At 49.3% G+C, this 12542-nt stretch carries 14 protein-coding genes; 2 read left to right on the plus strand and 12 right to left on the minus strand.

Going from position 1 to position 12542, the window contains the following annotated elements:
* Positions 1 to 7: 7 nt before the first annotated feature.
* The 3 genes from topA to M0Q40_00555 all read right to left on the minus strand — a co-directional run bounded on the left by topA (position 8) and on the right by M0Q40_00555 (position 3078).
* Positions 8 to 2062, minus strand: a complete 2055-nt coding sequence (gene topA / locus M0Q40_00545; protein ID MCK9221109.1) for a type I DNA topoisomerase — start codon at positions 2060 to 2062, stop codon at positions 8 to 10.
* 32 nt (positions 2063 to 2094) lie between these two features.
* Positions 2095 to 2583: a DUF494 family protein gene (locus tag M0Q40_00550; GenBank protein MCK9221110.1), complete on the minus strand. Its 489-nt coding sequence runs from the start codon at positions 2581 to 2583 to the stop codon at positions 2095 to 2097.
* Positions 2584 to 2838: 255 nt separating this feature from the next.
* Entirely contained in the window at positions 2839 to 3078 is a 240-nt protein-coding gene (locus M0Q40_00555) for a hypothetical protein (protein MCK9221111.1), read from the minus strand.
* A 206-nt stretch (positions 3079 to 3284) separates the two neighbouring features.
* On the opposite strand from M0Q40_00555, the gene M0Q40_00560 reads away from it, so the two are divergent.
* Both M0Q40_00560 and M0Q40_00565 read left to right on the plus strand, forming a co-directional pair.
* The gene (locus M0Q40_00560; GenBank protein MCK9221112.1) at positions 3285 to 4292 is read left to right on the plus strand and encodes a glycosyltransferase; all 1008 of its coding nucleotides are present in this window, start codon (positions 3285 to 3287) and stop codon (positions 4290 to 4292) included.
* 19 nt (positions 4293 to 4311) lie between these two features.
* Entirely contained in the window at positions 4312 to 6453 is a 2142-nt protein-coding gene (locus M0Q40_00565; protein MCK9221113.1) for a hypothetical protein, read from the plus strand.
* On the opposite strand, the gene M0Q40_00570 is transcribed toward M0Q40_00565, so the two are convergent.
* The 9 genes from M0Q40_00570 to M0Q40_00610 form a co-directional block, all read right to left on the minus strand.
* Positions 6443 to 7066, minus strand: a complete 624-nt coding sequence (locus M0Q40_00570) for a ribonuclease HII (protein MCK9221114.1) — start codon at positions 7064 to 7066, stop codon at positions 6443 to 6445. The genes M0Q40_00565 and M0Q40_00570 overlap by 11 nt on opposite strands.
* Positions 7067 to 7128: 62 nt before the next feature.
* Positions 7129 to 7701: a signal peptidase I gene (gene lepB, locus M0Q40_00575; GenBank protein MCK9221115.1), complete on the minus strand. Its 573-nt coding sequence runs from the start codon at positions 7699 to 7701 to the stop codon at positions 7129 to 7131.
* Between the two features lie 9 nt (positions 7702 to 7710).
* The gene (gene rplS / locus M0Q40_00580) at positions 7711 to 8019 is read right to left on the minus strand and encodes a 50S ribosomal protein L19 (GenBank protein ID MCK9221116.1); all 309 of its coding nucleotides are present in this window, start codon (positions 8017 to 8019) and stop codon (positions 7711 to 7713) included.
* 49 nt (positions 8020 to 8068) lie between these two features.
* The gene (gene trmD, locus M0Q40_00585; protein ID MCK9221117.1) at positions 8069 to 8788 is read right to left on the minus strand and encodes a tRNA (guanosine(37)-N1)-methyltransferase TrmD; all 720 of its coding nucleotides are present in this window, start codon (positions 8786 to 8788) and stop codon (positions 8069 to 8071) included.
* 55 nt (positions 8789 to 8843) lie between these two features.
* Positions 8844 to 9356: a ribosome maturation factor RimM gene (gene rimM / locus M0Q40_00590; GenBank protein ID MCK9221118.1), complete on the minus strand. Its 513-nt coding sequence runs from the start codon at positions 9354 to 9356 to the stop codon at positions 8844 to 8846.
* A gap of 20 nt (positions 9357 to 9376) precedes the next feature.
* Positions 9377 to 9607 carry a KH domain-containing protein gene (locus M0Q40_00595; GenBank protein MCK9221119.1) on the minus strand — a complete coding sequence of 77 codons (231 nt, stop codon included), beginning with the start codon at positions 9605 to 9607 and terminating at the stop codon, positions 9377 to 9379.
* A 22-nt stretch (positions 9608 to 9629) separates the two neighbouring features.
* The gene (gene rpsP, locus M0Q40_00600; protein MCK9221120.1) at positions 9630 to 9899 is read right to left on the minus strand and encodes a 30S ribosomal protein S16; all 270 of its coding nucleotides are present in this window, start codon (positions 9897 to 9899) and stop codon (positions 9630 to 9632) included.
* A gap of 32 nt (positions 9900 to 9931) precedes the next feature.
* The gene (gene ffh / locus M0Q40_00605) at positions 9932 to 11269 is read right to left on the minus strand and encodes a signal recognition particle protein (GenBank protein MCK9221121.1); all 1338 of its coding nucleotides are present in this window, start codon (positions 11267 to 11269) and stop codon (positions 9932 to 9934) included.
* Positions 11270 to 11284: 15 nt separating this feature from the next.
* Complete coding sequence (locus tag M0Q40_00610; GenBank protein ID MCK9221122.1) at positions 11285 to 11668, minus strand: putative DNA-binding protein; 384 nt, start codon at positions 11666 to 11668, stop codon at positions 11285 to 11287.
* Positions 11669 to 12542 lie beyond the last annotated feature (874 nt).

Below are 12542 nucleotides of genomic sequence, written 5' to 3' on the forward strand. Positions count from 1 at the left end.
CCCCACCCTAGGGCCGATACTTACACTCCTTGTTGCTGCAAATGACATAGCTGTTACCCTTCTGCTGTCTTTTCACCATAAACTCACCGCATTTAGGACACTTCTCTCCCGTAGGCTCCACCCAGCTGGTAAAGTCACATTCTGGATAGTTGGAACAGCCATAAAACAGGCGCCCTTTCTTGCTCCGCCGCTTCACCACTTGACCACCGCATTTGGGACAGTCCACGCCCACCTCTTCTAGAATCGGCTTCGTATTCCGACACTCGGGAAAACCCGGACAAGCCAGGAAGGGCCCAAAACGCCCATGTTTGACCACCATATTCTTACCGCAGTTCTCACAGACCTCATCAGTGACCTCATCGGGGATTTCGATCTGTTCGATCGAACTCATGGCCTTCTGCAAAGTTTCATCGAAGGGCTGGTAAAATTCATCAATCACCTTCGTCCAGTCCTCTTGATTTAACTCAATGGCATCGAGTTTCTCCTCCATGTTGGCGGTAAACTCCACATCCACGATGTCAGGGAAGTGTTCTGTTAGTAATGCGACAACCACTTGGCCCAAATCCGTGGGAACAAAGCGTTTGTCCTCAAAAACCACATAGCCCCGTTTCTGGATGGTTTGCGTAATCTGGGCATAGGTACTTGGACGACCAATCCCCAACTCTTCCATGGTCTTAACTAACATGGCCTCACTATAGCGCGGTGGCGGATTGGTAAAATGCTGCTCCGGCTTTAGTTTCTGGCATCTAACCTTCTCTCCCTTGGCTAAGTCAGGCAGCAGCTCTTCCTTAAAGGTGTAATCACTCCGGGCCTTGGTGAAACCTGGAAAACGAACAGTAGAGCCTGTAGCTCGAAACATATAGTCAAAGGCCTCAATATCTACTGACATCATGTCAAGCACCGCCGGTGCCATTTGACTGGCCACAAACCGTTCCCAGATTAGTTTATACAAACGATATTGGTCTCTGGTTAAATGCTCCTTTACTTCATCGGGCAAACGTTGCACACTGGTGGGCCGAATCGCTTCGTGGGCCCCTTGGGCCGTAGCCCGAGACTTATATACAGGAGGACGGCTAGGTGCATATTCTTTACCATATAAGGATCTAATTAGATCAGCCGCTTCGCTTTGGGCCTGATCAGCCACCCTTGTTGAGTCGGTACGGATATAGGTGATTAGACCAACAGTCCCCGCCGTACCAATATCCAATCCTTCGTATAACTGCTGGGCAATCCGCATCGTTTTTTGCGCGCCAAACCCCAGTTTCGTTGAAGCATCCTGTTGCAGGGTGCTAGTAATAAAGGGTGCAGAGGGTTTCCTTTGTCTTTGTCTTGTCTGCACCGATGTAACGATGTATTCGGCTTTCTCCAAGTCAGCCAATACCTGATTTGCCGTTGTTTCATTCTTTATTTCAAATTTTTTGCCCGCTTTACGACGTAACTGGGCTTGGAACTTCTGACCATCCTCTCGGGCTAAGAAAGCGGCAATCGTCCAGTATTCCTCGGGGACAAATTGCTCAATTTCGGCTTCACGGTCACAAATCAACCGTACAGCCACCGATTGTACCCGCCCGGCACTAAGACCTTTTCTCACCTTGGCCCAAAGCAGGGGACTCAACTTATAGCCCACAAGCCGGTCTAATACCCTTCTCGCTTGCTGGGCATCCACGAGACGTTGATCAATCTGACGGGGCTGTTTCAGTGCTGCCTGAACAGCCTGCTTCGTAATCTCATTAAACTCAATCCGGATCTCATCATTCTGATCAAGATCTAAGGCATGGGCCAAATGCCAGGAAATGGCCTCCCCTTCCCGGTCCGGGTCTGTTGCCAAATACACCCGATCCACTTGTTTGCTGGTTTTCCGTAAGTCCTGCAAAATCGGGCCCCGCCCGCGAATGGTAATATACTTTGGTGTATATCCATTATCTACATCAACCCCCAGCTGACTGCGAGGCAGATCCCGTACATTTCCCTGAGATGCTTTGACCACATAGTTCCTACCTAGGAATTTGCTAATGGTCCTGGCTTTCGCTGGGGATTCCACAATAACCAGCGACTTCGACACACTGCCACCTCCAAAATCTGGCACTAGTTCTATTAATTTAACTGACCTAGTATTTTATCTTTGGAACCTGGTCCAAGAATTGGTGTGGTTGCAAGAAGGATAGCTCTTCCTTCATCCTCGACCACTTGACTTAAAATCCATTTCAGCTCCCTAACGCCCACTTCCTCCAACTCAAGTACATCTACCTCGGTAAGAATGGCCTCGAACTCATCGGCGGTCAAAAGCTTCGCACCGTAGAGTCTTAGTAACCATTCTTGGGCATCTTCCCGTAGTTTTGCTCGTTCCTGTGGCGAGAAAACCCTGATGGCATCACCATGGCAATCTACCACATCACGTTTTTGCATCTTTTCCTTGAGAATCTCTGGAAGGTTCAGGATGAACTGAAACGCTGCATCAATATCGTCCATTTGGTAGCCTTGTTCAATTAGGTCTTGAACCATATCAATACCATCGTTGTGTTCATTATCCATTAATGCGAATTCGATCATGTTCATGACTATTTCGATGACCTTAGCATTCATTCCCCTGCCACCCCTCTAAAGGCAAATCGCGGCGTCCCTTTACATTACGTCAGCAACATCCCTTTGGTCACCGACTTGACCTAAGACTGGAATCACTTTCCACCCCTACATTTTCCTTAGATTATATCAGAAGGAGATTGAAATACAAGTGACCCCAACGCCAAACCTTGCCTTTATTAACCCCGTGTGTAGATTATTGTCCATAGGAGCGGTGTTTTCCTTCTTTCTATTACTGGAATTTCTGCTGTATGTCGATCATTGCTGTTCATCTCCCTCGAACTCTGCACTAAGGTTCTCCAACAGCTTTCGCAAATCCTCTTCCCATTGTACTTCATAGTTGTCCAGTTCATCCTGTCTGACCAAGGAGCCCGAGGCACAGTTGCTGCATTCCAGTCCGAAGACGTCGCCTCTTTTGCCCTTGACGATGTGGGGCGTATCTGCATTGCAGATGGGACAGTTATAGATCCTTGCTTGCACCACTCCAGGTACCACCACAACGATTACCCCTTTCCATGGTATCAACGGTATCTGGACTTAGCTTATACCACATCGACAAAAGCTAATCCTACAGGATAATGTGGCAGATACCGCGAACATCACCTTGGAAAATCGTCTTATAAACCTCCAATATTGGTAATACTACAACCATGAATAATGCCAAATACCACATCTTACAGATCATCCGCCCCGTTGCCGGAGGCATGCGCAAATACTTACTTGAACTGTTAGCCTACAGCGACAGACAGACGTTCCACCACACTGTCTTTGGGCCCAGGGATCCTAAGTTGTCTTCTGAAATCGAAGGGATGGGTTTTGATTACGTATCAGCAGACTACCAAAGGCTTGGTCAGAGGGTCTACCAGTTACGTAGTCTCATCCGTAGTCACAAGCCCTTTCTTCTCCATGCCCACGGATACAAAGCAGCTTTGCTGAGTCAATTGGCCGCCTGGGGCATGGATACCCCCAAGATCGGTACCTATCACAACGAGCTTTCGGAGAGGGAAATGTTCATCTACCGGTTAGCCCAACGGTTTGTGCCCCCGCTGGATCTACTAATCGCGGTTTCAAGGCCCATCGAAACCCTGCTAATACCGCTTGGGCCACAAAAGGTACGATCACTTCTTTGGGGTGTTGCACCCCAGCCACATCGGCAAAGACCTGCCAATGACCAAAAGCAGTTTCTTTTAGCATCCCGAATGCTACAGGGTAAGGGAATCGATACTTTGCTATCTGCTTTGAAGATGCTAGAGCAAACCGATCCCCCACCCTACTTACTGAATCTGGCCGGAGATGGACCGGCACTTTGCACCTATCAGCGGCTAGGGACTAGTCTGGATTTGGATCACCGGCTCCGCTGGCTGGGGTTTGTTAAGGATATGTCGGTCCTTTGGGAGTCTGTGGATCTGGTGATACTACCCTCCCATCGAGAAGGACTGCCCTTGACCTTACTTGAGGCCATGTCCTTTGGTCTTCCGATTATTGCCACACATGTGGGTGGTATTCCCCAAGCCCTTGATTTCGGTCGATGTGGTACGTTGGTACCCCCCGGTGATCCTAGAAGCCTATGTGGGGCCATCTCCCAGTTTCTTACAGACCCTGGGCCTTTCTGGCTGAGGGCAGAACAGGCCCAAAAAAGGCAACAGAAAGAATTCAATGTCCTCCTGGCTGTAAAGGCCCAAGAAGACATCTACAATGAACTGCTAAGGTGATTAGATGAAGGCAAAATTGGTGATTACACTTCTACTCATCATGCTGGTAACCACAAGTCCCGCCTCGGGCAAGCAGGTAGTCCTTGTCCTACTTAGCTATGTGGGCATCGATGATCTGATGTCAGCAAATACACCAACGATCCGCCAACTGGCGGAGGATTACACTGTAGGCTTAATGAATAATCGAACGGGAGGTAGTCTAGACCTACCTTGCGCCTATGCTACTATTGCTGCGGGAACGAGGATGCGGGCTGGAGCTAATGCCGAACTTGCCTTAGAACCAGATGAACTGCAAGGAGGCTTCACCGCCACCCAGATTTGGACCTCACTGTGGGGTAGCCCCCCCCAAGGTGGTGTACTGTTACCCTATATTGAAAGCACGGTTAAGCAAAGTACCCTCCTGGCATACCCCGTGACCCCCTTTGCCCTTGGACAGACAATCTACGACGGCGGTTTGCAAAGTGCTGTGGTAGGAAATGCGGACACCGGCAGGCAAAAGCAACGGGCCCACGCTTTAATCACCTCCAACCAAAGAGGCATCACCCCCCTTGGTGCTGTTCAAGATGTACTGATGGAGGATCCAGTATGGCCCTATGGATATCGAACTGATTACTACAAGCTACTTACTGTGAGTCTCGATCTCCTTGGACAAAGCGACCTGTTGGTGGTCGAACCGGGAGATCTTCCAAGGCTATATAGCCAACGGATCTTTGTCTCCGATGAACGGTACGGGGCATTGGTCTTCGATGCCCTTCAAAGACTAGACTGGTATATTGGCAAGCTCCACCAGCAGCTGCCCGATAATACATTGCTCGTCCTAGCTAGCCTAGTACCCAGAGAGGATAACTCCCTCACACCGATCCTACTAATTGGACCCGAGTGGCGCCAGGGTCTTGTCCACTCCCCCACGGCCAGACGGATAGGCCTCATTGCCAACTATGACATTACCGCCACCATTTTGACCCATCTGGATCTGCCAATCCCGAAGGAAGTGATGGGCCGGCCGATCGCTCTCAAAGAGGAGCTTCCCGAAAAAATGCTTTATCTTTCCACCATCAAGGACCGCACCCGGACGGTGAATCAGAGTAGAGCACCAATCATCAAAGCTTTTATTGTCCTTGTGATTATCACTTTTTCCATTTACGCCCTGCTGATCCTCACCAAGAACCTAACCGGTTACCTGGAAGTAATTCTCCGCTATGTACTCCAGTTTATCTCCGCCATTCCCCTGGGTTTTTTGCTCCTGGGCTATGTCCACCTAACCAATACCAGTAGTAGTCTTCTGTTCGTCTTTGTTACCGGGAGCCTTTGTGTTCTTCTGGCCTCCAAGGTTAACCGTCACCCCTTTGGCTCTTTCTTAACTATTTACCTGGTCACCATTGGGGTCTTGTGGTTTGAAGTACTCACCGGAGGATCCCACTTTATCTACTCTCCTTTAGGCTATGACTTACTAGGTGGCGCCCGTTTTTACGGAATAGGGAATGAATATATGGGGGTACTGGTGGGAACATCCTTGGTAGGAACTTCGGTAATGATGGAACGGTTCAAGGCGCGGGTCAGCCGCAGAGTCCTGCTTTCAATTACCATTGTCATCCTCGTAGTCACGGCGCTTTTGATCGCTACACCCAGTCTCGGTGCAAATACCGGTGGCGCAATTACGGCGGCCATGGGCGGTGTTGTGCTATTCTTTTTACTTAGATATGGTACCCTTACCTGGAAACACTTGTGCTATGCAGTGGTGGCCACCTGTTTGCTGTTGGGGTTTATGGGACTTGTAGACTTATCACTGAAGGATAGCGGTTCCTCACATTTTGGCCGCTTTGCCCAGTCCTTTCTGCACGGGGACTTCAATGTGGTTACCTCCACGATCCTAAGGAAGCTAAATACAAACATCAAACTACTGCGTTATACCATCTGGAGCCAAGTCCTGCTGGTTTCCTTAGGAGTCATTGGTCTTTTAATGTTTAGACCACCAGCCATATTCAAGACCTTAACCCAGGAAAACCCTTATATCTCCGCCGGGATTAAAGCAGCATTAATCAGTAGTCTTGTGACTTTATTGGTTAATGATTCCGGTGTTGTTAGTGCCGCCACCCTATTAGTTCCGGTTACACCCACCTTTTTGTACCTCGTGGGCAGGCAAACCCAGGCTAGGAACTAAGGTCTAGCGTTACCTGCCGATGACGGTGACAGAAAGTTCGTCTATGCTGGGGGCACAGCCCTAATCTGTCTATGGCCCGCAAATGCTCGGCGGTACCATAGCCCTTGTTTTGACCAAACCCATATCCCGGATATTTCTGCTCTAGATCGATCATAATCCAGTCCCGCTCCACCTTAGCAACAATGGAGGCGGCAGCAATGGAAAAGCACAGGGCATCTCCCTTCACAATGGCCAGCTGGGGAGCAGCATCCAATGTAGGCACCGGTAAGCCGTCAACCAGGAGCAGATCCGGCTCAACCCCGCTTTCTGCCACCGCTTTTCCCATCGCGCGATGGGTCGCCCGCAAAATATTAATCTGGTCAATGACCTCGGGCCAGACAATGCCAATACCAATGGCCAGTGCCTTGGCCTTTATTTCATCATAAAGCAATTCTCGGCGCTTATGACTTAGGGCCTTAGAATCATTTACATCAGGGATCCGACAGGAGGAGGAGAAGAATACCACCGCGGCCACCACCGGCCCGGCCAAAGGTCCCCTTCCTGCTTCATCAATACCGCCTATGTACTGCATTCCCCTGCCGAAGTACTCCCGTTCAATAATGCTGAAATCCAAAGGATCAACCTCATTTTCGTGAAGAAAAGGATGGGTAACCCATTGGTTACCCACCTAGTGGTTTAGTCCGTAGACTTTTGCTTAAACAAACCTGGAATACGCATCAAGCCCAATCGGGAAGGCGGCCAATAACTGACAATCGCCCTACCGACGATCAACTCCCGTTTGACCATGCCCACGTCAGGATAGCGGCTATCATCACTGTTTGTACGGTTGTCCCCTAGGACAAAGTAACGGCCTTCGGGAACAATCTGGGGACCAAAGGTGGGTGCACCGTACATGCCACGCGTCGGACCAGTAATATAGTCTTCCTCTAAGGGCTCTCCATTTAGATAAAGAGTGTTATCCCGGATTGCAACCTCATCACCTGGAATACCTATGACCCTTTTAATAAACTTACGGGAGGGATTGCTTGGGTATTTAAACACGACAATCTCGCCCCGTTGAGGATCGCGGAATCGGTAGGTGATCTTATCCACAAATAACCGTTGTCCGTCAGTCAAAGTCCGCTCCATGGATTGTCCTTGCACCAGGAAAGACTGGACAATGAAAATAACAATGAAAAGACCTAGGGCAACCGCGATGACAAGCGCTTCGATGAACTCCAGTAACTCCGATTTCTCCACCTGTCCCATCCTTTCTGCCTACCGTCTTTCCCTAATGCGGGCAGCCTTCCCTCGCCTAGACCGGAGGTAATACAGCTTAGAGCGGCGTACCTTACCCTTTCTGACAACCTCTATCTTAGCAATTTTGGGGGAATGTAAGGGCAGCGTCCGTTCCACGCCGATCCCTTGGGTTATCTTGCGGACTGTGAAGGTTTCTCGGATACCACCGCCGCTTTTCTTGATCACAACACCCTCGAAAATCTGGATTCTCTCGCGCTCACCCTCCACAACGCGCAAATGAACCCGCACGGCATCACCAGGCCGAAATTCCGGTATATCGTTTCTCATCTGTTCTTCTTCAATCGCCTTAATCAGATCCAATCGACTCACTCCCTACTTAAGTCTCCAACAACCCCTCTTCTTCTCGAATCTCCTGAAGGAGTTTCTGATCCCGTTCTTCTAATGGGGCTGCCTGTAATAACTCAGGTCTTTTTAACAATGTTCTTCGCAAGGATTCCTTGCGTCGCCATAGTTCAATCTGAGCATGATGGCCACTTAGCAAAACCTCTGGCACCTCGTGCCCTGCAAACTCCCTGGGCCGAGTGTACTGGGGATGCTCCAGCAGGCCGTGGGCAATGGAATCATCCATGGCCCCCGCAGGACCACTGCCCAAGACTCCAGGCAATAACCGGCATACCACATCAACCACTACCATCGCCGGTATCTCTCCGCCGGTTAAGACATAATCACCAATAGAGACTTCCCTGTCAACATATTCATAAATCCGTTCGTCAATGCCTTCATAATGGCCGCAAATTAAAACCAAGTGTTCCTTTGCCGCCAACTCCTTTGCAACCTTCTGTGAGAAAAGGGCACCCTGGGGTGATAACAAGACCACTTCGCCGTCAAGACCCTCCCTTAAGTGCCGAACATGGTCCAAACAACGGACGATGGGTTCGGGCTTCATGATCATCCCCGCTCCTCCGCCGTAGGGATAATCGTCTGTAGTCTTGTGCTTATCTAAAGCAAAGGCCCGGATATCAAATAGCTCGATCTCAACAATATGAGCTTCCCTGGCTCTTTTGATCATACTTTGATCAAAGGGACCGACAAACATATCGGGAAATAGAGTTAAAATATCAATATGCACACAATCACCACATCGGATTAACCTAATCCAAAATACCTGGCAGCAAACTTACAGTAATACTCCGGTTGGATAAATCAATGTTTTTGACCACTTCCTTCGTTGCCGGTAGTAAGATCTCTTCTCCTTCGCCTTGGACAACATAGACATCGTTGGCGGCAGTGGTTAATACATCCACAATCTCACCCAATTTCACCCCGGCATCGGTAACTACACTGCATCCAATCAGATCAAAGATATAGTAAGCACCTTCGGGAAGGGGCATGACCTCATCCTGGAGAATCTGTACGTACGCCAAGGCCCATTTGTTTGCTTCCTCAATGGAGTCAATGCCTACCAGTTGCATTAGGCAAAAACCCTGGTGATACCTCACATTACTTACTTCGTACTCGGCAATCCTCCCAGGTAACGTCAGATACACACGCTCCAATAAGGAGAATCGGTCAGGAAAGTCAGTAAGAATCTTAACCCTCAACTCGCCCTTCCGCCCGTGGGGCCTTGTCACCACACCAATGCTGATTAATGGTTCGCTTCCCAACCCATACCCTCCGTGATATCCTAGTCAATAATCTCCACGTGATAGGTCTTGCCGTCCTTCGTCGCGGCTGCCTTGACAACGGTTCGAATCGCTTTGGCAATACGTCCCTGCTTGCCAATTACTTTACCCATATCTTCGGGGGCTACAGTAAGCTCTAGGATAACCGATTTTTCGCCAGCAACAGGATTAACCCGAACCTGTTCAGGATTATCCACAAGCGCCTTCGCGATGGTCTCAACTAATTCCTTCACTTTGTTCATCCCCCTTTTAATGCTAAGCCTTCTTAAGCTCGTTAAACCGCTCCATGACTCCTGTCTGAACTAGTAATCGCCGGGCAGTATCCGAAGGTCTAGCGCCCTTCTTTAGCCAGTCGATGGCTTTCTCTTCATCAATGAACACCTGCGCTGGTTCAGCGATGGGATCATAATGTCCAATCGCCTCGATGTAGTTACCTTGGCTGGCCTTGGCCGAGTCGGTCACTACTAGTCTATAGTATGGTCTTTTCTTCGCGCCCATTCTGTGCAATCTAATTCTTGCTGCCAAACTATTCACTCCTCATTTCCTTAATCTAGCTACTACTGAAGAAACGAACGCATCTTGCCCTTGGGCTTCTTGCCTTTATCTAAGGCGCCCAACTGTCTCATCATTTGCTTAGCCTGTTTGAACTGCTTCAGCAATCGATTCACATCCTGCACCTTAGTTCCACTACCGGTGGCAATCCTCCTTCTGCGACTGCCATCAATGATGTCAGGATTGCTCCGCTCCTGGGGGGTCATGGATTGAATGATCGCCTCAATGGACTTTAGCTGACCCTCGTCAACCTGAAAGCCCTGCATTTTCTTCGCCTGGGAAAACCCAGGAATCATACCCAAGAGCTGATCCAAAGGACCCATTTTCTTAATCTGTTGGAGCTGGTCTAGAAAATCATCTAAGGTAAACTGGGCGGTAATAATTCGCTCCCCAAGTTTTTTGGCCTCTTCCTCACTAATGGCCGACTCCGCCTTCTCGATCAAAGTGAGGACATCTCCCATGCCCAAAATTCTGGAAGCAACCCGGTCCGGATGGAAAACCTCAAGGGCATCGGTCTTCTCACCCATTCCCACAAACTTGATTGGTTTGCCCGTCACCTCTTTGATCGATAGGGCAGCACCACCCCGCGCATCACCGTCGAGCTTGGTAAGGATGATCCCACTGACATCCAGCTGTTCATTAAAAGTTGCAGCTACATTCACCGCATCCTGCCCCGTCATGGCATCGGCCACAAAGAGGATCTCAGCTGGGTTAATGGCCGATTTGATGCGCACTAACTCATCCATCATCTCCCCGTCGATGTGGAGCCGTCCGGCGGTATCGCACAGGATCACATCATGCCCGTGGGAAAGAGCATGGCTATAACCTGCCTTGGCAATATTCACCGGGTCCTGATCGGTACCCATACTAAAGACGGCAATACCTAGTTGTTCTCCTAGAACCTGGAGCTGTTTCACCGCCGCAGGACGGTAAACATCAGCAGCAATCATCAAAGGCTTCTTGCCCTTCTTCTTTAGATGATTTGCCAGTTTTGCAGTGGATGTAGTTTTTCCGGAACCCTGCAAGCCAACCAACATTATGGTCGTAGGAGGGTTGTCTAGTTTCAGGCTGACTTCTTGCCCTCCTAGTAGGATCCGCAGCTCATCATGGACAATCTTCACTACCTGCTGCGCGGGGGTTAGGCTCTTTAGGACTTCCTCACCCACAGCCCGCTCTTTTACTCGGCTCGTGAAGGACTTGACTACTTTGTAGTTGACATCGGCCTCTAGGAGAGCTAGTCTGACTTCTCTTAGAGCCGCATCCACATCCTGTTCTGTCAATTTGCCTCGGGAGCGCAATTTGCCCAAAGTAGCTTGTAGTTTTTCGGCTAGTCCTTGAAACACTTAAATACCCCTTTCCTACTCAGCATCAACCAATTGGATATCCCTTGTCAGTTGCTGCAAAGTTCCATCGACGGTGTAAAGAAGATCCTTGGAAAGTGAGTCCTCTTGTGCATGAAGCGCTTCCGTTAATTGCTCGAGATTGGATAACATTCTCTCTTTCAAGCGTTGGTTACGCCGGTGCCTTTTTGCCAACTTTAGCTTCCCTTCTAACTCGACAAGCTGTGTCTTTGCCCGCTTCAGAATATCATAGACTCCCTGTCTACTGATACCCACAAGCTCTGCAATCTCACCTAGGGACAGATCCTCATGGTAATACAGGCGAAAGATCCGTCTTTGCTTCTCGGTTAGAAGCTCGTCGTAGAAGTCAAATAACAGGCATTGCTCCAAGTCTTTATCCACGAATTCACACCCCGAAAAGACCAGTGAATTCTACTGTTAAGTAATGGCCCTTTACAGCAGTAGTATACCCAGGGAAACCGGCTGTGTCAACCTCCAATATTGAAGAACAAAAGAGAGTTCAACCGGGTACGAAATAGTAGGAGCGAATGCCGAGGCGTACCTATATCAAAGCATGGCACGTACAGGCGTTACGTTGCTAGAGCCAGCGAACACTACATCCTATCCAAGAAGCTACAGAATGGATCCAGTCAGGCAATACCCCTGACAAGGAGGGAAGAACCCACACTATGGACAACAGCCTAGAAGTGAAAGAAGTGGTTGTAGGTACGGGAGAAGCGCGTCGGCGCTTTACAGTTTGGGAAACCCCAAGAAAGCTGGCAAACAGCGTCTGACCAGAGAGTCAATTTGTATAAAGAACCGAAACAACTTGCAGGTGAACCTTACAAAGAGACTGCGTGCTCCTTACGGGACCATCACACGTTCGGTCAATATATTCGACAGACGAGGAGCGGCAAACTGCAGCGCAAGGCTGATGCCCATCTTGACGGAAGGTTCCTCTTGAGCACCTCCGATGATACGCTAAGCAATCATGTTAGGCACCACATTATTTGAGACAGAAACTGCATAAATCAAGCATATCCTGAGAGTAAGACCCAAGCGGGTCCTTTTTGTTTTTCGAGGCGGAATAACGAAATAGGGTGAGCATAGGGGTCCGCCCACGACCCCACTCCTCCGAAAGGAGGTGATACGTTTTGAAAATACTCAGTATAAGAGGCTAGGTCAAGTACTACGTAGAGGAATGCTGCAGAGCCTCTGGGACCAGGATAGGAGCTGTTTTGGGGTTTTAGTGCTAGTTCAATGGAAGGGTAGGGTA

The sequence above is a fragment of the Limnochordia bacterium genome (assembly GCA_023230925.1).
Classification (GTDB): Bacteria; Bacillota; Limnochordia; order DUMW01; family DUMW01; genus JALNWK01.

What these genes read in the sequence shown, in the direction of transcription:
- M0Q40_00550 (MCK9221110.1), bottom strand. Translation starts at nt 2,583, where the DNA reads ATGAATGCTAAGGTCATCGAAATAGTCATGAACATGATCGAATTCGCA.
- M0Q40_00560 (MCK9221112.1), top strand. Translation starts at nt 3,285, where the DNA reads ATGCGCAAATACTTACTTGAACTGTTAGCCTACAGCGACAGACAGACG.
- lepB (MCK9221115.1), bottom strand. Translation starts at nt 7,701, where the DNA reads ATGGGACAGGTGGAGAAATCGGAGTTACTGGAGTTCATCGAAGCGCTT.
- rplS (MCK9221116.1), bottom strand. Translation starts at nt 8,019, where the DNA reads ATGAGAAACGATATACCGGAATTTCGGCCTGGTGATGCCGTGCGGGTT.
- trmD (MCK9221117.1), bottom strand. Translation starts at nt 8,788, where the DNA reads ATGTTTGTCGGTCCCTTTGATCAAAGTATGATCAAAAGAGCCAGGGAA.